The sequence below is a fragment of the Streptomyces sp. 2P-4 genome (genome assembly GCF_030167965.1).
GTDB classification, from domain to species: domain Bacteria; phylum Actinomycetota; class Actinomycetes; order Streptomycetales; family Streptomycetaceae; genus Streptomyces; species Streptomyces globosus_A.
This window is the reverse complement of record NZ_CP095011.1, coordinates 6,686,431-6,708,746: the sequence shown is the minus strand read 5'-3', so window position 1 is coordinate 6,708,746 and position 22,316 is coordinate 6,686,431. Positions and strand designations below refer to the sequence as shown.

At 73.9% G+C, this 22,316-nt stretch carries 28 protein-coding genes; 10 read left to right on the top strand and 18 right to left on the bottom strand.

Translation table 11 applies throughout. The features are described 5' to 3' along the window. Positions 1 to 83 precede the first annotated feature (83 nt). Positions 84 to 1,331 carry a hypothetical protein gene (locus MUK52_RS29970; protein WP_114056041.1) on the top strand — a complete coding sequence of 416 codons (1,248 nt, stop codon included), beginning with the start codon at positions 84 to 86 and terminating at the stop codon, positions 1,329 to 1,331. A 24-nt stretch (positions 1,332 to 1,355) separates the two neighbouring features. Here the strand turns inward: MUK52_RS29970 and MUK52_RS29965 are convergent, their stop codons facing one another. Beyond that, the gene (locus tag MUK52_RS29965; protein ID WP_114056042.1) at positions 1,356 to 1,973 is read right to left on the bottom strand and encodes a DJ-1/PfpI family protein; all 618 of its coding nucleotides are present in this window, start codon (positions 1,971 to 1,973) and stop codon (positions 1,356 to 1,358) included. Positions 1,974 to 2,167: 194 nt separating this feature from the next. Here MUK52_RS29965 and MUK52_RS29960 point away from each other — a divergent pair, with 194 nt between their 5' ends. Next, on the top strand, positions 2,168 to 2,446 hold the full coding sequence (locus MUK52_RS29960; RefSeq protein WP_114056043.1) for a GlsB/YeaQ/YmgE family stress response membrane protein: 279 nt from the start codon (positions 2,168 to 2,170) through the stop codon (positions 2,444 to 2,446). 105 nt (positions 2,447 to 2,551) lie between these two features. Here the strand turns inward: MUK52_RS29960 and MUK52_RS29955 are convergent, their stop codons facing one another. After that, complete coding sequence (locus tag MUK52_RS29955) at positions 2,552 to 4,213, bottom strand: ABC-F family ATP-binding cassette domain-containing protein (RefSeq protein WP_502963610.1); 1,662 nt, start codon at positions 4,211 to 4,213, stop codon at positions 2,552 to 2,554. A gap of 199 nt (positions 4,214 to 4,412) precedes the next feature. On the opposite strand from MUK52_RS29955, the gene MUK52_RS29950 reads away from it, so the two are divergent. After that, positions 4,413 to 4,847, top strand: coding sequence for an ATP-binding protein (locus tag MUK52_RS29950; protein ID WP_114056045.1), 435 nt, complete (start codon positions 4,413 to 4,415; stop codon positions 4,845 to 4,847). Positions 4,848 to 5,010: 163 nt separating this feature from the next. Next, positions 5,011 to 5,277, top strand: a complete 267-nt coding sequence (locus tag MUK52_RS29945) for a protealysin inhibitor emfourin (protein WP_284581510.1) — start codon at positions 5,011 to 5,013, stop codon at positions 5,275 to 5,277. A gap of 81 nt (positions 5,278 to 5,358) precedes the next feature. Here MUK52_RS29945 and MUK52_RS29940 read toward each other — a convergent pair whose 3' ends face one another. Continuing rightward, on the bottom strand, positions 5,359 to 5,628 hold the full coding sequence (locus tag MUK52_RS29940) for a hypothetical protein (RefSeq protein WP_284581508.1): 270 nt from the start codon (positions 5,626 to 5,628) through the stop codon (positions 5,359 to 5,361). Positions 5,629 to 5,939: 311 nt separating this feature from the next. Here MUK52_RS29940 and ctaD point away from each other — a divergent pair, with 311 nt between their 5' ends. Then, complete coding sequence (ctaD, locus tag MUK52_RS29935; protein ID WP_502963637.1) at positions 5,940 to 7,658, top strand: aa3-type cytochrome oxidase subunit I; 1,719 nt, start codon at positions 5,940 to 5,942, stop codon at positions 7,656 to 7,658. A gap of 136 nt (positions 7,659 to 7,794) precedes the next feature. Here the strand turns inward: ctaD and katG are convergent, their stop codons facing one another. Next, positions 7,795 to 9,984 carry a catalase/peroxidase HPI gene (gene katG / locus MUK52_RS29930; protein WP_284581507.1) on the bottom strand — a complete coding sequence of 730 codons (2,190 nt, stop codon included), beginning with the start codon at positions 9,982 to 9,984 and terminating at the stop codon, positions 7,795 to 7,797. A gap of 348 nt (positions 9,985 to 10,332) precedes the next feature. Here katG and MUK52_RS29925 point away from each other — a divergent pair, with 348 nt between their 5' ends. The 3 genes from MUK52_RS29925 (at position 10,333) to MUK52_RS29915 (ending at position 12,406) form a co-directional block, all read left to right on the top strand. Continuing rightward, entirely contained in the window at positions 10,333 to 10,584 is a 252-nt protein-coding gene (locus MUK52_RS29925; RefSeq protein ID WP_114056050.1) for a type II toxin-antitoxin system RelE family toxin, read from the top strand. 76 nt (positions 10,585 to 10,660) lie between these two features. After that, positions 10,661 to 11,761, top strand: coding sequence for a YihY/virulence factor BrkB family protein (locus tag MUK52_RS29920; protein WP_284581506.1), 1,101 nt, complete (start codon positions 10,661 to 10,663; stop codon positions 11,759 to 11,761). Between the two features lie 165 nt (positions 11,762 to 11,926). Continuing rightward, positions 11,927 to 12,406, top strand: a complete 480-nt coding sequence (locus tag MUK52_RS29915; RefSeq protein WP_284581505.1) for a rho GDP-dissociation inhibitor — start codon at positions 11,927 to 11,929, stop codon at positions 12,404 to 12,406. Here MUK52_RS29915 and MUK52_RS29910 read toward each other — a convergent pair. The 3 genes from MUK52_RS29910 to MUK52_RS29900 all read right to left on the bottom strand — a co-directional run bounded on the left by MUK52_RS29910 (position 12,396) and on the right by MUK52_RS29900 (position 14,657). After that, a complete protein-coding gene (locus MUK52_RS29910) occupies positions 12,396 to 12,893 on the bottom strand; it encodes a TspO/MBR family protein (RefSeq protein WP_114056053.1) in 498 nt (165 codons plus the stop codon). The genes MUK52_RS29915 and MUK52_RS29910 overlap by 11 nt on opposite strands. Positions 12,894 to 12,988: 95 nt before the next feature. Continuing rightward, the gene (locus MUK52_RS29905) at positions 12,989 to 13,321 is read right to left on the bottom strand and encodes a GYD domain-containing protein (protein WP_114056054.1); all 333 of its coding nucleotides are present in this window, start codon (positions 13,319 to 13,321) and stop codon (positions 12,989 to 12,991) included. 91 nt (positions 13,322 to 13,412) lie between these two features. Beyond that, entirely contained in the window at positions 13,413 to 14,657 is a 1,245-nt protein-coding gene (locus tag MUK52_RS29900) for a cytochrome P450 family protein (RefSeq protein ID WP_114058715.1), read from the bottom strand. A gap of 166 nt (positions 14,658 to 14,823) precedes the next feature. Between MUK52_RS29900 and bla the strand changes: the two genes are divergently transcribed. Next, positions 14,824 to 15,753, top strand: a complete 930-nt coding sequence (gene bla, locus MUK52_RS29895; protein ID WP_174250518.1) for a class A beta-lactamase — start codon at positions 14,824 to 14,826, stop codon at positions 15,751 to 15,753. 145 nt (positions 15,754 to 15,898) lie between these two features. On the opposite strand, the gene MUK52_RS29890 is transcribed toward bla, so the two are convergent. From MUK52_RS29890 to MUK52_RS29850, 9 genes are all read right to left on the bottom strand, one after another. Further along, positions 15,899 to 16,114, bottom strand: coding sequence for a hypothetical protein (locus tag MUK52_RS29890; RefSeq protein ID WP_284581504.1), 216 nt, complete (start codon positions 16,112 to 16,114; stop codon positions 15,899 to 15,901). 82 nt (positions 16,115 to 16,196) lie between these two features. Beyond that, positions 16,197 to 16,463, bottom strand: a complete 267-nt coding sequence (locus MUK52_RS29885) for an ABC transporter ATP-binding protein (protein WP_162793242.1) — start codon at positions 16,461 to 16,463, stop codon at positions 16,197 to 16,199. Between the two features lie 144 nt (positions 16,464 to 16,607). Next, positions 16,608 to 16,823, bottom strand: a complete 216-nt coding sequence (locus MUK52_RS29880; RefSeq protein ID WP_114056057.1) for a hypothetical protein — start codon at positions 16,821 to 16,823, stop codon at positions 16,608 to 16,610. A 130-nt stretch (positions 16,824 to 16,953) separates the two neighbouring features. Then, positions 16,954 to 17,421: a gas vesicle protein K gene (locus MUK52_RS29875; protein WP_502963609.1), complete on the bottom strand. Its 468-nt coding sequence runs from the start codon at positions 17,419 to 17,421 to the stop codon at positions 16,954 to 16,956. Next, positions 17,411 to 17,635 (bottom strand): gas vesicle protein, encoded by a 225-nt coding sequence (locus MUK52_RS29870; RefSeq protein WP_284581503.1) that lies wholly within the window; start codon positions 17,633 to 17,635, stop codon positions 17,411 to 17,413. The genes MUK52_RS29875 and MUK52_RS29870 overlap by 11 nt, the downstream gene beginning before the upstream one ends. Beyond that, on the bottom strand, positions 17,632 to 18,489 hold the full coding sequence (locus MUK52_RS29865; protein WP_284581502.1) for a GvpL/GvpF family gas vesicle protein: 858 nt from the start codon (positions 18,487 to 18,489) through the stop codon (positions 17,632 to 17,634). The genes MUK52_RS29870 and MUK52_RS29865 overlap by 4 nt, the downstream gene beginning before the upstream one ends. Continuing rightward, positions 18,486 to 18,893, bottom strand: a complete 408-nt coding sequence (locus tag MUK52_RS29860; RefSeq protein WP_284581501.1) for a gas vesicle protein — start codon at positions 18,891 to 18,893, stop codon at positions 18,486 to 18,488. Before MUK52_RS29860 ends, MUK52_RS29865 begins: the two co-directional genes overlap by 4 nt. A gap of 65 nt (positions 18,894 to 18,958) precedes the next feature. Next, positions 18,959 to 19,207: a gas vesicle protein GvpG gene (locus MUK52_RS29855; protein ID WP_114056060.1), complete on the bottom strand. Its 249-nt coding sequence runs from the start codon at positions 19,205 to 19,207 to the stop codon at positions 18,959 to 18,961. Positions 19,208 to 19,217: 10 nt separating this feature from the next. Then, positions 19,218 to 19,940: a GvpL/GvpF family gas vesicle protein gene (locus MUK52_RS29850; protein ID WP_114056061.1), complete on the bottom strand. Its 723-nt coding sequence runs from the start codon at positions 19,938 to 19,940 to the stop codon at positions 19,218 to 19,220. 528 nt (positions 19,941 to 20,468) lie between these two features. Here MUK52_RS29850 and MUK52_RS29845 point away from each other — a divergent pair. Continuing rightward, entirely contained in the window at positions 20,469 to 20,927 is a 459-nt protein-coding gene (locus MUK52_RS29845) for an SRPBCC family protein (RefSeq protein ID WP_502963608.1), read from the top strand. An 83-nt stretch (positions 20,928 to 21,010) separates the two neighbouring features. On the opposite strand, the gene MUK52_RS29840 is transcribed toward MUK52_RS29845, so the two are convergent. Then, positions 21,011 to 21,184 carry a CsbD family protein gene (locus MUK52_RS29840; RefSeq protein ID WP_114056062.1) on the bottom strand — a complete coding sequence of 58 codons (174 nt, stop codon included), beginning with the start codon at positions 21,182 to 21,184 and terminating at the stop codon, positions 21,011 to 21,013. Positions 21,185 to 21,273: 89 nt separating this feature from the next. Next, positions 21,274 to 22,113 (bottom strand): class II glutamine amidotransferase, encoded by an 840-nt coding sequence (locus tag MUK52_RS29835; protein ID WP_114056063.1) that lies wholly within the window; start codon positions 22,111 to 22,113, stop codon positions 21,274 to 21,276. Positions 22,114 to 22,316 lie beyond the last annotated feature (203 nt).

The window sequence follows — 22,316 nt, the reverse complement described above, 5'->3', positions numbered from 1 at the left end:
GGGCATGCTGGGCACATGGCCGTGCCCGCCGCTCCCCCGCCGACGGCAAGAGCAGCCCGCCGCGCGCTGCCGGCGTCCCGCCGGTGACCGGCGCGGCCGCCCCGTCCTCCGCGGCCCACCCGGCAGGGCCGCCGCGTCCCCCACGCCCGGGCCGGGTCCGCGGGCTGCTGCCGCCGGTCGCCGCCTGGCTCGCCGCGAACCTCGCCACCTGGCTGGTCGCCGCCCTGTCAGCGGCCAGCGACGGCTCCCGGATCGCCTACTGGTCCACGGCCGCCAGGCGCCGGTGGGACGCCGAGCACTACCTCTCCATCGCCCGCGCCGGCTACGAGCTGTTCCCGTGCCGTGAGCGGCACCCGGATTTCGCTGACGTCCTGTGCGGCAACACCGCCTGGTTCCCCGGCTACCCCATGGCCGTGCGGGCCGTGTCCGCCACGGGGCTGCCGTACGAGGCCGCCGCCGCGGTCGTCACGGAGGCGTCCCTGCTCGGCATGTTCGTCCTGCTGTGGCGGCTCCTCGGAGACCGGCCCGGCCGGGCCGGCGGCCTGACCCTCGCCATCGGGGCGGTCTTCCCCGGCGGGATCTACTTCCACGCCCTGTTCCCCCTCGCCGCCGGGACGCTGGCCCTGCTCGTCTGCGTCGCCGGGGTCAGGCGCGGCTCCTGGCCCGTGGCCGCCGCGGGCGGGTTCGCCGCGGCGGCCTGCCACCTCGTCGGCGCGGCCGCCGTCGGGATGCTGCTGCTGAGCGCCTTGTTCGCCTGGCGGGGGGACAGCCGTCCGGTGCGGTGCGCGAAGGCCGCGGGCTCCGCGGCCGCCGCCGCCTGCGGAGTGCTGTGGGCCAAGTGGCTGATGTGGCAGGGGACGGGCCGCTGGGACGCGTACGAGGCGCTCCAGGCGTCCAGCTACGGTCAGGGCGGCCTGCGGCTGCCCTTCGAGGAGATCCTGAACGCCTACGACTTCCCGTTCGCCGACTGGTACCGCCCGGAGGGGCCCCTCCCCTGGCTCGTGGAGCACGGGCTCGCCGCCCACCGCGGCCAGCTCTGGCTGAACGCGGTGTTCGTCCTGCTCGTACTCGCGGCGGCTGCCGCCCGGCTCGTGCGGCAGCGGCGGCTGGACACCGCCGAATGGGCCGCCCTGGTCCTGGTGCTCGCCGTCTTCTGGACCCCGTTCCTCGCCGGCGCCGGGATGTCGTGGTACCGCAACCACGCCCAGATGTTCGTGGGACTCCTCCTCGCCAGACACCTCCCGCGATGGGTCCAGGTCCTGCTGCTCGCGGCGTGCGCCGCCCAGTACGCCTTGCTGGGGGCCATGTTCTTCGCCGGCGTGCTCGTGTGACGGCGGAGGCCGGACCGGCGGGTGTCAGGGCCGTGCGGCGGGGGCCGGCTCCCCCGTCCGGACCGCCCGGAGGGCGCGTTCGACCGTCTCGCGGTTCTCGCCGACCGGGGCGGCGTAGTCCAGTACGCCGCGGGCGGCCGCCTCGCCGAGGGTCCGGGTGATCACCCACGTGGCGAGGTACTGGGAGGCCAGGCAGCCGCCCGCCGTGGCGAGGTTGCCCTCGGCGTGGAAGGGCGCGTCCAGCACGGTGACCCCGAAGTCCTCCACGAACGGCCGGCTCGTCCGGTCCGTGCACGCCGGCACGCCGTCCAGCAGGCCGAGCCGGGCCAGCACCAGGGCGCCCGAGCACTGCGCACCGATCAGCTGCCGGGAGGGGTCGAGCGGCAGCAGGGACACGAGCCGGTCGTCGGCGACGACGTCGCGCGTCCGGATCCCGCTGCCGATGAGGACGACGTCGGCCTCGGCCGCGAACTCCAGGGGCCGCTGCCCGGTCACGGGCACGCCGTTCATCGAGGTGACCACGGGTGCGGGCGTGGTGATGAAGGCCTCCAGGCCGTCCTTGCGGCACCGGTTCAGCAGCGCTGATGCGATGAAGCTGTCCAGTTCGTTGAACCCGTCGAACGTGACCACGGCCACCTGCATGGCGACTCCTCCGTGTCTGAGTGGGTCTCCGAGTCTTCCCCGGAGCGCCGGACCGCGGGAGGGCCAATGGGCGGGGAGTGGCCTGGCGGCGGGGAGTGGCCTGTCGGCAGGGGATTCGCACCCCGGCACGTTTGAAAAGTCCCGCAGCGTCAAAACGGGAGTCACACAAGCCTTACACCAGGAGGAGACGCGTCATGGGCATCATCGCGTGGATACTCATCGGCCTGCTCGCGGGCCTCATCGCCAAGGCGCTCATGCCGGGCAAGGACCCCGGCGGCATCATCATCACCACACTCATCGGCATCGCCGGCGGCCTGCTCGGCGGGTGGCTGGGGAAGGTCCTCTTCGGGGTCGACTCGATCGACGGGTTCTTCGACCTCTCCACCTGGATCGCCGCCGTCGTCGGCTCCGTCATCCTCCTGGCCCTCTACCGGCTGGCCACAGGCGGCCGGCACGCCCACCGGCACACGTGACCTGACCCGACCTGGTCCGCCCGGCGCGGCGGACGGGCGCAGCACATCGGCGAACGGCTCCTTCCCCGTCCGGGGGCAGGGGCCGTTCGCCGTACGCCTGCGGGATCACCGGGCCGCGAGGGCGCGGGCCGCCGCAGGTCCCGCGGGGGCGGCGGCACCGGGCCACGGCTCCAGCTCCAGGCGCCGGCCGGCGAAGCCCGCCCGCAGCCGGCGGTCGTGGCTGACCACGACCAGGGTGCCCGCGTACCGGCCGAGCGCGGCCTCGATCTCCTCCACCAGGCCGGGTGCCAGGTGGTTGGTCGGCTCGTCGAGCAGGAGCAGGTCGGCGGGCGCGGTCACCAGGCGGGCGAGTTCCAGCTTGCGGCGCTGCCCGGTCGACAGGCAGCGGACCGGGGTGCGCAGGTCGGCCTCGGCGAACAGGCCGAGCGTCAAAAGCTCCTCCTCCCGGCCCGCTCCGAACGCGGCGGCGAGGGTCCTCGGATCGTCGGGCAGGGCGGTGTCCTGGGCGAGCATGCCGACCCGCGCCGGGGCGCGCACCGTTCCGGCGTCCGGGGTGAGCCGGCCGGCGAGGAGCCGCAGCAGGGTGGTCTTGCCGGCCCCGTTCGGCCCGGTGACCAGGATCCGCTCGCCGGGCTCCAGGCGCAGGGCGTCCAGCCGGAGCCGCCCGTCGACCCGTACGCCGGCCAGCTCGACGGCCGCCGCCCGGCCTTCGATCCGGGCGGCGAACCGCAGCGGCTCCGGCGGCTTCGGGACCGGGTGTTCGGCGAGCCGCCGCAGCTGTTCGCGGGCGGCGCGGATGCGGCCCATCGCACCGTGCGCCCTGGACCGGGCCCGGAAGGCCCCCGCACCGCTGAACGCGGCGGGCGCCTTGCGCGGGATCGCGGCGAGCCGGTCGATGCCGCTGTCGGCGAGGGCCGCGTACCGGGCGGTACCGGCGCGCCACTCCTCGTACTGCCGCTCGCGGCGCACCCGGTCGGCGGCCCGGCCCGCCAGGTAGCCGCCGTAGCCGTTGCCGTACCGGCGCACGGTCCGGGTCTCCTGGGCGACCTCGACGACGGCCGTGGTGACCCGGTCGAGGAAGGCGCGGTCGTGGGTGACGGCGACGACCGTCCCCCGGTGGGCGAGGAGCCGCTCCTCCAGCCAGCCGACGGCCTCGTCGTCGAGGTCGTTGGTGGGCTCGTCGAGGAGGAGCAGCTCGGGGTCGGCCGCGAGGGCCGCGGCGAGCGCGAGGCGGGAGCGCCGGCCGCCGGAGAGGGTGCCGAGGGGGCGGCCGCGGTCGAGGGTTTCGCGCTCGCCGAGCCGCCGCAGCGCGCTGTCGACGCGGCGGTCGGCGCCGGCGCCGCCGCGCGCCTCGTAGGCGGCGAGCAGGGCCGCGTAGCCCTCCAGGTCGCCGGTGCGGTGCAGCGCTGCCTCGGCCGAGCGGATGGCCTCCTCCAGCCGGCGCACGTGGGCGAGGGCGAGGTCGATCGCGGCGCCGACGGTCGCGGTGCCCGGCAGGTCGAGGGTCTGGGCGAGGTGGCCGGTGCCGCCGGGGGACTCGACGGTGACGCTGCCGTTGTCGGGGGCTTCGAGGCCGGCGAGGAGCTTCAGGAGGGTGGACTTACCGGAGCCGTTGTCGCCGACGACGCCGATGCGCTCGCCGGGGCGGACGGAGAGGGAGACGCGGTCGAGGACGATCCGGTCTTCGTAGCGCTTGGTGACGTCGGAGAGTTGGACACGGAACAAGGGCGGGACTCCCGGGGTGGGCGACAGGTCGGCACTGCACATGCACAAGACGAACCGTCTCGTCTCGTTGACGTCCACGACCTTACGGGCCGCCGGGCCCCGACGCAAGACGTTTCGTCTCGCAAGACGGGGTGCGCGGCCCACGGGCGGATGTACGGGCCTCGGCCGGGTATCCGCGCAGTGACACAACGACAGGACGGCGCGCCGCGCAGCGCGTTGCGGAGACGAAGCGGAGGTGGGGATGGTGACGGTCAGGGCCGTGGGTTGGGCCCGCTCCTTCCCGGTGTCGCGCGGGGTGCGGGCGGCCCGTGAATGGACGGCGGAGCACCTGGAGTCGGTGCCGTGGGACGAGGACACGAGGCGGGAGGCGACGTACTCGGTGCTCCTGACGGTGTCCGAGCTGGTGACCAACTCCCACCGATACGCGGGTGGTTCGGCGCGGCTGGTGCTGACCTGGGACGGCAGCTGCCTGCACGTCAGCGTCGCGGACGACGACCCGCGCATGCCGCTGATGCGCCCCGCCGACGCCGACCTCGGGGCCACCTCGGGGCGCGGGCTCGGGATCGTGAGCGCCGTGGCCGACTCCTGCGACGTGCACGCCGTCCACGGCGGCAAGGCCGTGACCGCGTGCTTCGGCCCGCGCGGCGGGCCGGGGCCGCACGGCAGCGGCACCTGAGCGTGTGCCCCTCGGCACGGGCCGATTTCGGCCGTTCTCGGCGGGCGGGATCTCGGGGCCTGCGGGACGGCCTCCGCGCTCCGGCCGGACAATGGTGCGCCGCCCCTGCCGGAGCCTGTCGGCCCGGCGGCGAGGGCGGCACAGAAGGGAAGAGGAGGAACCCATGCTGATCACGGTGACGCGTACGGGCGGCTTCGCCGGCCTGGAGCGCAGCGGCTCCCTCGACACGGAGTGCCGCACCGACGGCGCCGCTCTGGAGGCGCTGGCCGCTCGGGCGCTGCGCGGCGGGTGCCCGCCCGACCGGCCGGCGGTGCCCGACGGGTTCGCGTACGTCGTGGAGGCCGCCGGGCGGGCCGTGGAGCTGCGCGACCCGTACCTGACGGAGGACCAGCGGGAGCTGATCGGCACCGTCCTCGGCGAAGGCGCCTGACGGGCGGGCGCCGCGGCCCCGGGCGCGGGGCGTTCGTACGCCATGCCGGGCACGGGCCGCCGCACGGACGGCCGTGGGGTGTCACACCTCGATGTACGCGACGACCACCACCGTGCGCAGGGCCGTGACGAAGTACAGGACGCGGACGGGTTCGATGTCGTCGGTGTACCGGAGCAGGCGGGTGCCGGGGCCGGTGCCGGGGAGCGGCTCGCCGATGTCGGGGTCGACGGAGATGACGACCAGGGCGCGGTCCAGGGCGTGGAGCTCTGCCTCGCTGGTGATGTCCTCCAGCTGCTTGGCCGCGGAGTCGGAGAAGGCGATGCGGGCGCGGCGTCCGCGCGGCGCGGCCATCAGGCGCCGGCCCGGGGCCGGGGGGTGCGGTCGGCGGGGACCGGCATGTCGCTCATCACTCAGGCTCCAGGGGACACCGACGGCTTGCCGCCGCCACGGTATCGCCCGGCGGGCCGGCGGCGGGCGGCATCCCCCAAACGCGGCGCGTACCGGCCGCGGCCCCGCGTGGTGGCCGCACCGCGGGGACCCGTCCTGCGACGGTGGAGGACGCCCGGCCCGGCCGCGCGCCGCCGCCGCCGGGCGGGAGGACCGTCCGTCAGAGTGAGGAGTACCGGTTGTCTGCATCGGCTGCCACCGAGCCCGTCGCGCCCGTGCCGGCACCGGCCCGGTCCAGGGGGAAGGTGATGGTGGAGTGGCTGTCCACCACCGACCACAAGAAGATCGGTCACCTCTACCTGATCGCCTCGTTCCTCTTCTTCCTCGTGGGCGGCGTGCTGGCCCTGCTGATGCGGGCGGAGCTGGCGCGGCCCGGCCTGCAGATCGTCTCCGCGGAGCAGTACAACCAGGCGTTCACGCTGCACGGGACGGTGATGCTGCTGTTCTTCGCGACGCCGACGTTCGCCGGGTTCGCCAACGCGATCATGCCGTTGCAGATCGGGGCGCCGGACGTGGCGTTCCCGCGGCTGAACATGCTGTCGTTCTGGTTCTTCCTGTTCGGCGGGATCATCGTCGTCGCGAGCCTGCTGACCCCGCAGGGGACGGCGGACTTCGGCTGGACCGCGTACACGCCGCTGAGCGGGGCCGAGCGGAGCCCGTACATCGGCGGCGACATGTGGATCATGGGGCTGGTGCTGTCGGGGTTCGGGACGATCCTCGGCGCCGTCAACTTCGTCACCACGATCATCTGCCTGCGCGGGCCGGGGATGACGATGTTCCGGATGCCGATCTTCACCTGGAACATCCTGCTGACGTCGGTGCTGGTGCTGTTCGCCTTCCCCGTCCTCGCGGCGGCCCTGCTGGTGCTGGAGTCGGACCGGAAGTTCGGCAGCCACGTCTACGACCCGGCCAACGGCGGACCGCTGCTGTGGCAGCACCTGTTCTGGTTCTTCGGGCACCCCGAGGTCTACATCATCGCGCTGCCGTTCTTCGGGATCGTCACCGAGATCCTGCCCGTCTTCTCGCGGAAGCCGGTGTTCGGCTACATCGGGCTGATCGGGGCGACGATCGCGATCGCCGGGCTGTCGATGACGGTGTGGGCGCACCACATGTTCGCGACGGGGGCGGTGCTGCTGCCGTTCTTCTCGTTCATGACCTTCCTGATCGCGGTGCCGACCGGCGTGAAGTTCTTCAACTGGATCGGCACCATGTGGAGGGGGTCGTTGTCGTTCGAGACGCCGATGCTGTGGTCGATCGGCTTCCTGGTGACGTTCCTGTTCGGCGGGCTGACCGGGGTCGTCCTGGCGTCCCCGCCGATGGACTTCCACGTCACCGACACCTACTTCGTCGTCGCCCACTTCCACTACGTCGTCTTCGGCACGGTGGTCTTCGCCATGTTCGCCGGCTTCTACTTCTGGTGGCCGAAGATGACCGGCACCATGCTCGACGAACGCCTCGGGAAGATCCACTTCTGGACGCTGTTCGTCGGCTTCCACACCACCTTCCTGGTCCAGCACTGGCTGGGGGCGGAGGGCATGCCCCGGCGCTACGCCGACTACCTGGCCGCCGACGGGTTCACCGTCCTCAACTCGGTGTCCACGGTGGGGGCGTTCCTGCTCGGCCTGTCCACGCTGCCCTTCCTCTACAACGTGTGGAAGACCGCCGTGTCCGCGCCGCGGGTGGCCGTCGACGACCCGTGGGGCTTCGGGCGGTCCCTGGAGTGGGCGACCTCCTGCCCGCCGCCCCGCCACAACTTCGTGACGCTGCCCCGGGTGCGGTCCGAGTCCCCGGCGTTCGACCTGCACCACTACGAGATCGCCGAGTACGGGCGCCGCGAGAACGAGGGCCGGCGCGACCTCGCCGACGAGGACCGCGCGCACCTGCCGCCGGAGGGCTCGCAGGACCGCGACGGCGGGCCCGGCCCGCGCGGGTAGCGCGGCGGACCGCCGCCCCGCGGCGGGGAGCCGGAACGCGGCGGGGAGCCGGAACGCGCGGCGCCGCCCGGGCGGCCGGGGAGGCCGGCGCCCGGGCGGCGGGCAGGAAGCGGGGCGGCGCGGGAAGCTGGGCCGGTCAGGCCAGGTCGAACCGGTCCAGGTTCATGACCTTGTTCCAGGCGGCGACGAAGTCCTGGACGAACTTGGCCTGCCCGTCCGAGGAGGCGTACACCTCCGCGATGGCGCGGAGCTGGGAGTGCGCGCCGAACACGAGGTCGACGGCGGTCGCCGTCCACTTCGGCTCGCCGGTGGCGCGGTCCTGCCCGTCGAAGACTCCCTCGGCGGTCGCGGACGCCTTCCATTCGGTGCCGGCGTCGAGCAGGTTGACGAAGAAGTCGTTCGTCAGCGTGCCCGGCCGGTCGGTCAGGACGCCGTGCGGTGCCTGGCGGACGTTCGCGTCGAGGGCCCGCATGCCTCCGACGAGGACCGTCATCTCGGGGGCCGTCAGGTCGAGCATGTTGGCCCGGTCCAGCAGGAGGGTCTCCGGCGGCAGCTTCTCCCCGGTCCTGACGTGGTTGCGGAAGCCGTCCGCGCGCGGTTCGAGGACGGCGAAGGACTCCGTGTCGGTCTGCTCCTGCGACGCGTCCGTGCGGCCGGGCGCGAAGGGCACCCTGATGTCGTGGCCCGCGCGGCGCGCCGCCTGCTCGACGGCCGCGCAGCCGCCGAGGACGATCAGGTCGGCGAGCGAGACCTTCTTGCCGCCCGTCTGCGCGGAGTCGAACTCCCGGCGGATCCGCTCCAGGGCCTCCAGCGTCCCGGGGATCTCGGGCCCGGCGTTGGACTCCCAGCTGCGCTGCGGTTCCAGCCGGATCCGGGCGCCGTTGGCGCCGCCGCGCTTGTCGGTCCCGCGGAAGCTCGCCGCCGACGCCCACGCCGTGGCCACCAGGTGCCGCAGGGGCAGTCCGGAGTCGAGGATCTTCTGCTTGAGTGCCTCGACGTCCTCGTCGCCGACCAGCTCGTGGTCGACGGGGGGAACCGGGTCCTGCCACAGCTGCGGCTCCGGGACCCACGGGCCGAGGTAGCGGGAGACGGGGCCCATGTCGCGGTGCAGCAGCTTGTACCAGGCCTTCGCGAAGGCCTCCGCGAGCTCCTCGGGGTGCTCGTGGAAGCGCTTCGCGATCGGCCCGTAGACGGGGTCGACCCGCAGGGCGAGGTCCGTCGTCAGCATCATGGGGGCGTGCCGCTTCGACGGGTCGTGGGCGTCGGGCACGGTGCCCTGGGCCTCGGGGTTCTTCGGGGTCCACTGCCGGGCGCCGGCCGGGCTGGTCGTCAGCTCCCACTCGTAGCCGTACAGGTTGTCGAGGTAGCCGTTGTCCCAGGTGGTCGGCCTGGACGTCCAGGCGCCCTCGAGTCCGCTGGTGAGGGCGTGGGGGCCGGCGCCGGTGCCGTACGTGTTCTTCCAGCCGAGGCCTTGCGCCTCCAGCGGGGCGGCCTCGGGCTCAGGGCCGATGTACTGCGGGTCGACTGCGCCGTGGCACTTGCCGAAGGTGTGGCCGCCGATGATGAGTGCGGCCGTCTCCTCGTCGTTCATCGCCATCCGCCCGAACGTCTCGCGGATGTCCCTGGCGGCCGCCACCGGGTCCGGGTTGCCGTTGGGGCCTTCCGGGTTGACGTAGATGAGGCCCATCTGCACCGCGCCGAACGGGGCGGCCAGCTCGCGGTCGCCGCTGTAGCGCTCGTCGCCGAGCCAGGTGTCCTCCGGGCCCCAGAAGACCTCCTCGGGCTCCCAGATGTCCTGCCGCCCGAAGCCGAAGCCGAACGTCCTGAACCCCATGGACTCCATGGCGCAGTTCCCGGCGAAGACCAGCAGGTCCGCCCAGGAGACCTTCCGGCCGTACTTCTGCTTGACGGGCCACAGGAGGCGGCGCGCCTTGTCGAGGCTCGCGTTGTCGGGCCAGCTGTTGAGGGGGGCGAAGCGCTGGGCGCCGGACCCGCCGCCGCCCCGGCCGTCCGCGATGCGGTAGGTGCCGGCGGCGTGCCAGCTCATGCGGATGAAGAGCGGCCCGTAGTGGCCGTAGTCGGCGGGCCACCAGTCCTGCGAGGTGGTCATCACCTCGAAGACGTCGCGCTTGAGGGCCTCCACGTCGAGGCTGCGGAACTCCTCCGCATAGTCGTACTCCTCCCCCATCGGATTGGCCTGGGGCGAGTGCTGGTGGAGAACCTGGAGGTCCAGCTGATTCGGCCACCAGTCCCGGTTCGTCCTGGGCCGGGTCGGCGCCGGGGTCGGCGAAGGGATTGCAGGGTTCTCGCTCTCGCTGCCGGACACGTCGGGTCCTTCTTCCTGTCTCGGTGGTTCCCTGTGCGGTGCTGCCGGCGCCCGGCCCCTGCCGGGCACGCCTCGTCCCGTGCCCCGTGTTCCGCATCCGAACGCGTGAGTCCGATAGGCGAGCTTTGTCAGCTTCTATATGGTTGCGCACGGCTCTCCGCATCGCTACGAGAACACGCAGAGCGACGACTGGCGCGCCGACCGCGAGACGGAGCGCCGCAGGGGGGGGCGCTGCCCGGCCGGGGCAGGGGCCCCGCCGGGGCCGGGGCAGGCATAGGGGGCGCGGGGCCGGGCAGGATTCCGTGCGGGACTGCGGGAGACTCCGGGCCGGACCGGCAGGTGAGGGCGATGCCGTACGCCATCCTCTGGGACGAGGCCGCCATCGACGCGGCGGCCGGCTTCATGGCGGACGACCCCGAGGGGTTGCGCCAGCTGATGTACTCCGTCGACCTCCTGGCCGCCGGGCCCCGGCCGCAGGGCACCGTCGAGTACGGCTCACCGCGGCTGCGCCGGATGCACGTGGGCCGGTACCGGGTGCTGTACGAGGTCGTCGACGCCTCGGCCGCCGTCGTCCTGTTCCACGTGGGCCGGCTGGGCTGAGCGGGCCGCCGGCCCCGGATCGGGCGCAGTCCGGGCGGGACCGGTTCGGACGCCGGATTCGGGCAAGGCGTCCGGCATGGACAAGACCGAACGAGGCACACGGCAGGACACGGACGGCGCGGTTCCGAGCCGCGGCCCGGCCGCCGCGGCTCCCGGGCCGGAGCAGGACGGCCCCGAGAGGCCCACCGACCTGGGCAAGAGGTCCTGGAAGGCGGTACTGCGCCGCACCTTCGCGGAGTTCCGGGACGACGAACTGGCAGACCGGGCCGCTGCGCTCACCTATTACGGGGTGCTGGCGCTGTTCCCGGCGCTGCTCGTCCTCGTCTCGCTCCTCGGTGTGACGGGGAAGGCGGCGACGCAGGGCCTGCTGGACTCCGTGGCGAAGCTGACCCCGGGCGCGGCGCGCGACGTCATCGCCCGCGCGGTCGAGCAGTTGCAGGCGAGCAGCGGGACGGGCGGGGTGCTGGCGATCGTCGGCCTGCTGCTGGCCCTGTGGTCGGCGTCGGGCTACGTGGCGGCGTTCATCCGCTCGGCGAACGCCGTGTACGACGTGCCGGAGGGCCGTTCGATCTGGAAGCTGACCCCGCTGCGGGTCGTGCTGACGCTGGTGCTGATGCTGCTGGCGGGGGCGAGCGCGGTGATCGTGGTCTTCACCGGCGGGCTGGCCCGGGAGGCCGGGGCCGCGCTCGGTGTCGGCGGGGCGGCGGTGACGGTGTGGTCGATCGCGAAGTGGCCGGTGCTCCTGCTGCTGGTCACCGCGATGATCGCGCTGCTGTACTGGGCGGCGCCGAACGCGAAGTCGCGCGGGTTCCTGTGGGTGACGCCGGGCAGTGTGGTGGCCCTGCTGATCTGGATGGCCGCCTCGGCGGGCTTCGCCGTGTACGTCGCGAACTTCGGCTCTTACAACAAGACGTACGGCACCCTCGCCGGTGTGATCATCTTTCTGGTGTGGTTGTGGATCACGAACCTGGCGATCCTGCTGGGCCTGGAGTTCGATGCGGAGATGGCCCGCCAGCGCGCCATCCTTCGGGGGCATCCCGCCGACAAGGAGCCCTACGTGGAGCCGCGCGACACCGGCGAGTGGTCGGACGCCGAGCGTGCGGAGTGGGACGGCGTCCCGGCGGACGGGACGACCGCGGCCGGCCGGGCCGGCGGCGGGCACCGGCAGCCCGGCTGACCCGGCCCGGCACCTCGGTGCCGGGGGCTGCCGGGCAGGTCAGGAGGCGCCCGTCCGCAGGGCCCGCGCCTCCTCGGTGAGCCCCCTGAGCGGCCGAGGCGTGCGCCGGTCCGCCCGGCGGGCGGTGCGGGGTTTCCGGCACCGGCCGCCGGGCAGGTGCCGGCCATGAACGGCCGACCCGGCGCCGCGGACTTCGAACTCGTGGACATGGTCCTCCTCCGGGAGGAGGACGCGTCCGTGCGGATCCGTCCGGCGCATCACTCCGACACCCTCGAACCCCTCGACCTGCCCGAGGGCGGTGTCGTCACGCTGTCGCTCGTCTTCCGCCTGGGCCGGGACGTCGACGGGCTCACCTACACCGAGGTCCGCATCCGGGAGGGCGTGCCCGGCCTCCCCTGCGAGACGCACCTGGGAAGCTTCCGCGCGGGCGGCCCGTACGAGATCCGCCTGCGCCCGGAGCGCCTGCCGTCGGGCCACGCGTCCTGCGGCACGTACGAGGTGCACGGCACCTTCACCGACCGCCGCGGCCGGCTGCTGGCCGGCGCGTACCGGCGCTACCACGTGTCCCCGCACTCAGCCGACGTGCTGCTCCCCGGCTCGGCGGACGGCGGCGCGCGGACGCCGGGCGGGGCGGTCAGCGGTTGAGGAGCCAGATGGAGGCGTTGAGGACGGTCGCGAACGCCACCCACAGGGCGTACGGGACGAGGAGCAGCGCGGCCGGCCGGTAGGCCTTCGCGAAGACGGCGACCGTCGCGGCCACCGCCGCCAGGAGCAGGCAGATCTCGGCGAGCGCGAGCCCGTACCGGCCGGCGGTGAAGAACAGCGGCGTCCAGGCGAGGTTCAGCAGCAGTTGGAGGGACCACCACAGGAGCGCCGGGCGCCGCAGCTCGGGGCGGCCCCGGAGGACGACGAGCCAGGCGGCGACCGCGATGGTCGCGTAGAGGACGGTCCACACGGGCCCGAACAGCCACGGGGGCGGTGCCCAGGCGGGCAGCCGCAGGGAGGCGTACACCTCGCGGGCGTCGCTGCCGGCGAGGGCGCCGACGGCGGCGACGGCGTACGTCGCGGCGAGCAGGACGAGCAACAGCGGCAGGGGGCGCCTGGCGGCGGCGCGTGCTCCGGCGGTGTCCATGTCCGGCTCCTGTCCGTTCGGCGGCCCGGTACACCCCTTCCTTCCGCGTACGGCCGGCCGGCGGATGCACGGCTGCCCGCGGCGGCCGCCGGCGGTCACCCCTCGGCGCCGGGGGCCCTGTAGTCGATCTGCCCTGCTTTGCGCAGGGCGTCCAGGGTCTCGTCGACGGTCAGCAGGACGGTGGTCTCGAACGAGCTGAGCGCCCCTCCCCCGCTGATCGCCAGCGCCACCGCGGCCATGGAGACGTTGTCCGGGGCCTCCCACAGGCTGTAGCCGTCGTGCGTGCCGAAGGCGTACCAGAAGCCGTGGAGCTTCCCGCCGACGGACTCGATGTACGAGCGGGCGGCCTGCGCGCGGTCCTCGGGGTGCCCGGTCAGCCTCGCCCATGTCTGCGGTGTGTAGCCGAACCTCGACAGGTAGAGCGGCATTGCGTCCCTCCTCCGTTTCCCACCACGCTGCCCGCGCGGGGTGGGAATGCGTCGGATGCGGCCCGCGGGCCACCCGGACGGCCGGGCCGGTTCAGCCGAGGGGCGCCGGGTCGGCCTTCTCCCCCGGGGTGAAGGTGACGGGCAGGGCCTGGGGGCCGCGCAGTCCGCCGGGGCGCCAGGGGAGTTCGGCGCGGGGGACGGCGAGGGCGAGGCCCGGGAGCCGGCGCAGGGCGGTGCCGATGGCGATCTGCCCCTCCAGCCTGGCGAGCGGTGCGCCCAGGCAGTAGTGGATGCCGTGCCCGAAGGCCAGGTGGGGGTTGTCCTTGCGGGTGATGTCGAGGAGTTCGGGATCGGGGAAGCGGGCCGGGTCGCGGTCGGCGATGGCCGAGGCGATCAGGACGGTCGCGCCGCGCGGGATCGCCACGCCTGCGATCTCGACGTCCTCGCGGGCGAAGCGGGCGATGCCGGGGCTGACCGGGCCGTCGTAGCGGAGGAGCTCCTCGACGGCGCCGGGCAGCAGGCCGGGGTCGGCGCGGAGCAGGTCCAGCTGGTCGGGGTGGTCGAGCAGGGTGGCGATGCCGCCGGCGATCAGGTTGACGGTCGTGATGTAGCCGGCGGCGAGCAGCAGGAACACCATGGCGACGAGTTCGGGCTCCGTCAGCTGCCGGTCCTCGTCGCGGGCGGTGATGAGGGCGCTCAGCAGGTCGTCGAGGGGGTGTGCCCGCTTGGCCTGGATGAGGCCGGTCACGTAGCCGTGCATGTGCCGCCAGGCCTCCTCGACGGCGGCCGGGTCCGGCGGCTCCGCGCCCCGCATGACCATGCGGTCGGTCCAGTGCTGGAAGTCGTGGCGGTCGTCCACGGGTACGCCGAGCATCTCGCTGATCACGGTGACGGGCAGCGGCAGCGCGAAGTCGGCGACGAGGTCGGCGCGGCCGGTCGGGACGACGGCGTCGAGCAGGCCGTCGGTGAGAGCCTGGATGCGCGGCCGCATGGCGGCGACGCGGCGGGCGGTGAACGCCTTGGAGACCAGGCGGCGCAGCCGGGTGTGGTCGGGCGGGTCGCTGCGGAGCATGGTGCCGAGCAGGGACTCGCGCTCGGTGGCGGGCAGCTGCTGCTGGAGGCGGGTGTCGGCGGCGTCGCGGACGTCGCTGCTGAGGCGCGAGTCGCTCAGGGCCGCGAGTGCGTCCTCGTAGCGGGTGACGAGCCAGGCTTCGAGGCCGCCTGCGATGAGGGCGCGGCGGACCGGTCCCTCCTCGCGCAGCTGCCGGTACAGCGGGAACGGGTTCGCCACGAAGGCGGGGTCGGCATAGGGCAGCAGGACGGGCGGGTCACTCACGATGCCTCCCGGGCGGTCGTCGTCCTCGCGTCGCACGCATCATGTCCTGTACACCATTCTGCTGGGACGCCGCCTTCCGGCCATTTCCGGATATTCCTTCGGCGGGAACCGCCGTGATCTTGTTGGTGTCCTCCCCCTGCGAGAGCGCATCGGAAGCGACAGGGAGATCCACATGACGACGACTCGGCGTACGGCCCTGGCCATCGGGGCGGGGGCCGCACTGGCCGCCGCCTTACCGGCGGGAACGGCGCACGCGACAGGCGCGCGCGGCGGTGCGGGTGCGGGGGCGGGTACGGGGGCGGTCGTGCCGGCGCTGCGCGCGCTGGAGCGCGAGTACGGGGCGCGCCTGGGCGTGTACGCCTGGGACACCGCCACCGGGCGGACGGCGGCGTACGGGGCCGACGCGCTGTTCCCGCAGTGTTCGCTGTTCAAGACCCTCGCGGCGGCCGCGGTGATGCGGCGGTTCGACCGGGACGGGGAGTACCTGGCCAAGCGGATCCACTACACGCAGGCGGACGTCACCCGGGCGGGCGGCGGCGAGATCACGCGGCGGGAGGAGAACATCGCCGCGGGTCTGACGGTGGCCGAGCTGTGCTCCGCCGCCATCGCGCACAGCGACAACACGGCCGGGAACCTGCTGCTGGAGGAGCTGGGCGGGCCCACCGCGATCACCTCCTTCTGCCGGTCCCTGGGCGACCCGGTGACGCGGCTGGACCGGTGGGAGCCGGAGCTGAACTCCGCCGAGCCCTGGGTGTCGACCGACACCACCAGCCCCCGCGCGATCGCGCGGACGTACGCCCGCCTGGTGCTCGGCGACGCCCTCCGCCCGCGGCACCGGGAGCTGCTGACCGGCTGGCTGCTCGGGAACACCACCAGCAGGGACCGGCTCCGGGCCGGCCTGCCTGCGGACTGGGCGGTTGCGGACAAGACCGGGGCCGGCTCGTACGCCGTCAACAACAACGTCGGCATCGCGTGGCCGCCCGGCCGGCCGCCGGTGGTGATCGCCGTCCTCAGCACCAAGCCGGAGGCGGCGGCGCAGCGGGAGGACTCCCTGGTGGCCCGGGCGGCCGGTCTGGCGGTCCGGAAGTCGGCCTGACGGGCCGGCCGCGCGGTCAGGCGGGGGCGGCGTCCGGGAGGAAGTACGGGGCCGCCCCCCTGCGGCGGGGCAACGGACGGGAGGGGAGAGTCCGGCGCGCCCGCACGACGCGGAAGTCGGCCCGGGTGTTCCGGGGCGGTGGCCGTCAGTCGGTGATGCGGAGGTCGCCGAACAGCAGGAGGTGTTCGAGCACGTCCTCCATCGGGTCGTCGATCTGGCCGGTGTTGATCAGGGCGACGACGGGGGCGTTGTGGGAGTCGCGGTGGGTCTCGTCGGCGGCGGCCGGGCCGGCGGCGAGCGCGGTGAGGGCGGTGAGGGCGGCGGTGAGGGCGGTCAGGGCAATAGTGATGATCTTCTTCATGTCCGGTCAACGAGCGCGCCGCGACCGGGGTGCGGCCTGTGCCCGGGCAGCAGGGGCACGGGCCCCGCCGCCCGAGGGCAGGTCAGGAGGGCGGCGGCGCCTCGCAGTCGCGTTCGGCGGTACGGCGCTTGCGCCGCCACGCCTCGAAGGCGATGAGGCCGCCCACCGTGAGGACGCCCACCTTGACAGCGATCTTCAGCGAGAGCCACCCGGTCACGAACGGCACCCGCCAGCCCGCCCGCCACAGGAGGGCGATCAGGCCGAGGCCGACGATGACGCCGGCGGCGACGCCCGCGGCGGTCTTGAGGGGTGTGGAGCCGTCGGACTTCTCCACCTTTCCATTTGTCATGACCACAAAGCTATCGACGGCGGGCGGTGTTCTCGTACGACGAAGGGACCGTCTCGGCATCATCGAAAGTTGACGGTCCGGCATGAGCGCAGCGAGCGGAGTCCTTCCGCCGCAGCGGGCGCGGGGACGGCGGGCCCGTACGGCCTACACGGCCGCTCCCCTCTCCGGGAGTCCGACCCGCCGGACCGTGCCGGGCCGCGTCCGGGCGGAGGGGCTGCCGTACGGCGGCAGTGCGGGGACGGTGGGCGCCGTTCCGGGGGCTGCGGGGGTGCGCGTGGACGGGGCGCCGGGGGCGATGCGTACGGCTCCGGCGGCGAGGGCGGCCGCCAGGAGGGAGGCGGGGCGCAGGTGGATGGTCATGGTGTCTCCCGGGGTCGGCGGATCGGGCCGGCCGCGGTGTCCGGGGCGGCCGTGACTCCATTGAGCCGCGGGGCGGCGTGTCCGGCACGCCCCTGGAAGTCGGGACTTGACGCCGCTGCCGCGGTGTTCCTCAGCCGGAGGGCGGCAGCAGGGGGCCCAGCGGGCCGGGGTCGATGTTGAGGTCGGCAAGCGTGTAGCCGTGCTCGGTGCACAGCTCCGTCATCCGGTCGTGCAGGGCCATGAGGGTGGCGCCCAGCTCCTCCTCCTGCTCCTCGGAGAGCCCGCCCGCGTCGACGCGGCGCAGCGCCTGCCGTTCGATGAGCTGGCGCAGGAGTTCGACGAGGGTCAGGACGAGCTTCACGAGGTCGTCGCCGGCGGTGTCGGGGCCGGTGCGCATGCGGTGGCCGGGGCCGGCGGCCCGGTCGGCGGCCTCCTCGGCGGGTGTGGCGGGCAGCAGCCGGAGCGCGTCCGCCATGGCGCTGCCCACCCGCCGGAGGTCGGGCTCCGGCGCGGCGGGCGCGGGCCCCTCCGGCCCGGTGGCGGGCGGCGCGGGCCGCGCGGGCGGGCGGAGCGGGGCGTCGGGGGTGTCAGGGGCCATGGCGGGTGCCGTCCTCGTCCGGGCGGGGGGCCTCCGCGGTGGCGACGGAGCTGATGAGGGCCCGGAGGGAGATCCGGACGAGGTCGATGTCGGCGATCGACAGGACGATGTCGCCGGTGATGACGACCCCGCCGGCGAGGAGCCGGTCGAGGAGGTCGACGAGGGCGACCTGCCGGTCGGGGAGGCCGGCGGCGCGGCGGTCGGGGGCGTTCACGGCGCGGCGGCGGTCGGCGGGGGCAGCGGTGCGGCGAAGGAGTACGGGGCCCAGGGGCCCGTCAGCTCCAGCCTGATCCCCGAGAGGCCGCGGACGGCGGTGTGCACGGCCTCCCGGAAGGCCTCCGCCTCGGCGTCGCGGACGAGGTAGGCGTCGTTGAGGACGTTCTCCTCGGCCCCGGAGGCGGTGAGCGGTCCGCTCTGGGCGGGGTGGCGCACGTGGTCGGCGGCGTGGGGGGCGGCGAGCGCGGCGATGCGCTCGGCGGCGGTGCGGGCCTGGGCGTAGTGGTCGTCGCGGGCGTGCTGATGGGCGCGTCTGGCCTGGAGGTAGGCCCGTCCGGCGCCCGGCCGGGACGCGGAGGCGCCGGCCGCGGAGGGCTGGGGGGCGGCGCCTCGGGACGGGTCCGGTGCGGCGGCGGGGCGGACGTACAGTTTGACGCCGTACTCGGTGTGGCCGCTCAGCCGTGCCAGGCCGGTCGCGAGGGCCTGGCCGTGGCGGCGGAGGTCGGCCAGGGCACTGGCGCGGTCCGCGTACAGGGTGGCCAGGCGCAGGGGCAGGACGGTGGTGTGGGCGGCGAGTTCCTCGATGACGCGGTGGTGGGCGCGCGCGGTCTCCTCCAGCCAGTCCAGGTCCTCGAAGCGGGCCTTGAGGGCCGCCTCGTCCCACTCGGACCGGGGGACGTCGCTGACGGCGAGCGCGGCGGCGGGCCCGCGGCCGGGGTCGGTGAGGGCGAGCAGGGTGACCGGGCTGCCGGCGACGCCGGTGAGGGCGGGCAGGAGGTGCTCCAGCGCCGGTGCGGGCGGGGTGGCGGCGTAGGCGTAGACGAGGGACGGGGCGGCGGAGGGCGTGTTCACGGTGGGGGCCTGCGCTTCGTCGTGCGGCGTGCGGGGCGCTCCTCCTCGTCGGGGGCCGCCTCCGGCAGGTTGGTCTCCGGCAGGGCGGTGTCCGGCAGGGCCCGGTCCGGCGGCAGCGGGGTGCGGCGCATCTCCTCCGGCTCGGCCCGCAGGCGGCGGTTCTCGGCGGCGAGGGCCTCCTCGCGTCCTCGGGAGGACAGCGCGGGGTCGTGCTCCCACCAGTCGATGCCCACCTCCTTGGCCTTGTCGACGGAGGCGATGAGGATGCGCAGCTTGATGGTGAGCAGCTCCTCGATGTCGAGGAGGTTGATGCGGATGTCGCCGGCGATCACGATGCCCTTGTCCAGGACCCGTTCGAGGATGTCGGCGAGGCTCGCCGAGGAACTCGGCGGGTAGCCGGCCATGGGGGGCGCGAGCCGAAGGAGCGGGCCATGGGGTCGGTCACGTCGTCGCCTCCGTCGGGTCCCGGTCAGGGGTTGCGGTGGTGGAACTCTTCGATCTCCATCAGGCGGTCCAGCAGGAACCGCTCCTGGACCTCGAAGGTCTCCTCGTCGATCTCCCCGTCGGCGAGCCGCCGCTCCAGCAGCCTGAGCTCGGCCCAGACGGGCGCCGGGTCGTAGTACTCGGCCTCCGCCTTGTCGGCCACCCGCTGTGCCACCCACACCACCGCGCGGGCGGGTATCAGGGGCGCGGTGAACAGCTTTCCGAGCAGGCCCATGGCTCCTCCTCTACGCCGCGAAGCTGTACGGGGGCAGCGGGCCGGCCACCCTGATGTCCACTCCCGTCTCACCGTCCGCCACGAGGTCGGCGTGCGCGAGCTGGAGGGCACCCTCCCCGTCGGCGCCGCGGAGCACCAGCAGGGAGAGGTTGAGGAAGTCCTCGCCGGTGGGGGCGTGCACCGCGTGCTCGCGGGCCAGCGGTACCAGCGTCTCGATGATCCCGGCCGCCGCGTCGGCGTGCCGCTGCTGCACCTGGTCGGCGACGTACTGGCCGAGCTCCAGGGCCGGCCGGGGGTCGTCGGTGCCGGCGCGGATCTGCTCGTTGAGGTGGCGGGCGGAGGGCGATTCCTCCAGGATGCGGCGGAGGACGTCCTCCTCGTCCCACGCGGCCTTGACGTTGTACTCGACGCAGCCGCGGACGCGTTCCAGGGCGCCGAGGTAGAGGTCCGCCTGCTCGTTCAGCACCTGCCGTACGGCGTCGTCGTCAGGGGCGGTGTAGCCGAACTGCAGGGGCAGCGGCGTCCCGTCCGGCAGGAGGCGGTCCTGGGCCGCCTGGTGGGCGACCAGGTCGCGGCGGCGGGGGCTGACCTCCTCGCTCACGTCGCTGACCACGGCCTTGAGGTTGCCGGCCGACACGGCGCGCAGGGGCGCGGCGCCGGCTCCGACCCCGGTGAGCCCGTCGAGGCGGCAGGGGTGGTCGCCCAGGGTGACGGCGTAGACGTAGACGGGCATGGGTCACTCCCTCTCGCGGCGGACCGGCCGCCGGGCGGGCCGCCGGCGGCGCGGGGCCTCCTCTTCCGCGTACTCCTCCTCGGCCTGCTCCTCGTCCGCGGCCTTGCCCTTGGCGCCGCGGGAGAGGGAGTCCGTGCACGGGGCGCCGCCGCCGGCGGGCGGGTTATGGCGCGGTCATGGCTCCCCTCGAACGTCGTATCCGTCGATGCTCGGCCTCTCCCCCGGTCGGCGCTCGGCACACCTCCCGCTGCGGACGCATAGGTGGATATCGGACGCCAGTGTGAGCAGGCCTGTGGACATCGCGGACCACCGGAGCCCAGGGCCCCGGCCGCCCCCACTCTCCGGCAGGACAGGGCTGAAACAGGACACGTACAAGATCGCCCTGGCAGCCGCCATCGCGGGAGGCTCCGTCGGCGGCTCGCTCGGCGGCCTGAAGGACAAGTCAAGGAGGTCGGCGGCGGACTGCTCGGCGGCGGCAAGGGCAAGGGCCGCAAGAGCGGCTCCCAGCCGACCCACATCACCGAGACCGTGGACATCGGCCTCCCCGTGCGCACCGTGTACGGCCACTGGACCCAGTACGACAAGTTCAGCTCCTTCGCCAAGGGCGTCCGCAGTGTCTCCCGGGGCACCGACACCACCAGCGACCGGAAGGTCAAGGTGGGTCCGTCCACCCGCAGTTGGAAGCCCACCGTGCAGGAGCAGGTCCCGGACGAGCGGATCGTGTGGACGTCCGAGGGCGCCAAGGGCACCACCCGCGGCTGCGTCAGCTTCCACGAACCGGCCCCGTCCCCGACCCGCATCGTGCTCGTCGTCCAGCAACTACCGGCCGGCCTGTTCGAGAAGACCGGCAACATCTGGCGCGCCCAGGGCCGCCGCCTGCGCCTGGACCTGGAGCACTTCGTCCGGTACGTGACGCTGACAGACGATGAGCCCGAGGGCGGGCGCGGGGAGATCCAGGACGGCGAGGCGGTGCGCAGCCACGAGTAGGCCGTCGAGGAGGAGTCCACCGAGGGCGAGGAGGAAGAGGAGCCGCCGCGCCGGCGGACCCGCCGGGCCCGCCGGTGAGCCCGTCAGTGCTTGAGCGTGTCCTTGGCCTTCTGACCGGCCTGCTTGGCATCGGCGGCCGCCTGCTCCGCCCGCCCCTTCGCTTCGAGGCTCTCGTTGCCGACGGACTTTCCGGTGGTCTCCTTCACCTTGCCCTTGATGTTCTTGCCGACGTTCTTGGCCTTCTTGCCTGCGGCCATGGTCCGCTCACCTCCTGGTCGAGGAGCTGTACACGGACGCGGCTGCCCGCGACAGGGCGCGCCATGCACGGCGCAACCCGGCATTTCCCTCACACCGGCAGCGGGGTGAAGGGGTGCATCTCGCCGCGCCCTTCCCGCACGACCCCGTAGCAGTGCTCGGGTACCTCGTTCCACGCGCCGGGGAGGTCCCCCAGCGGTTCCGAGACGATCAGCCGGGTGTCGTCCGACAGCTCCCGCAGATACTCGAGGTCGGGGTGCAGCGCCCGCAGCGACTCCACGCGGGTGCTGTAGAAGAGCGAGCGGGCGTCGCCCGCGCTGGCGTAGCGGAACGCCCACACCGCGGTGCCGTCGGTCACGGCGACGGTCATCTGCATGGGAGCCGCGATGCCGTGCCTGCGGCCGACCTGCTCGACGAAGCCGACCATGCGGGCGACCGCCCCGGGCGGGTCCTGCTCCAGGCCGAAGGTCAGGGCGAGGTAGAACATCGCCTCGGAGTCCGTGGTCCCCTCCATGTCCAGGTAGAGGACGGGGTCGACGGCCAGGGACAGCTCGCGGCGCAGCCCGTGGAAGCCGGTGATGGCGCCGTTGTGCATCCACATCCAGCGGCCGTGGCGGAAGGGGTGGCAGTTCGTCTGCTGGACCGCCGTGCCGGTCGAGGCCCGGATGTGGGCGAAGCACAGCGGTGACCGGACGTGCTGGGCGATCTCCCGGAGGGTGCGGTTGTTCCAGGCGGGGCCGACGTCGCGGACGATCGCCGGGGTGTGCACGTCGGGCTCCTGGGTGTACCAGCCGATCCCGAAACCGTCCCCGTTGGTCGTCTCGACGCCCAGCCGCGAGTGCAGGCTCTGGTCGATGAGTGAATGGGCCGGTTTGTAGAGGATCATGTCGAGCAGCACGGGTGTCCCCGTGTAGGCGAGCCATCGGCACATGATCGACCACCCTTCCTGCGGCGCCGGTGCGCCCTTTCGACGGTGGCCTCCCGGCCGACCCTGCGCATCACCCGCACCGGGTGACGGCCCGGACCGCCGGACCCCGGCAGCCGTGTCCGCTCAGTGGGACAGGCCCGCCTTCGCCGCGACGATCGCCACGCCCAGAAGGACCGCCACCGCCGCAGTGATGACCACCAGCCGCC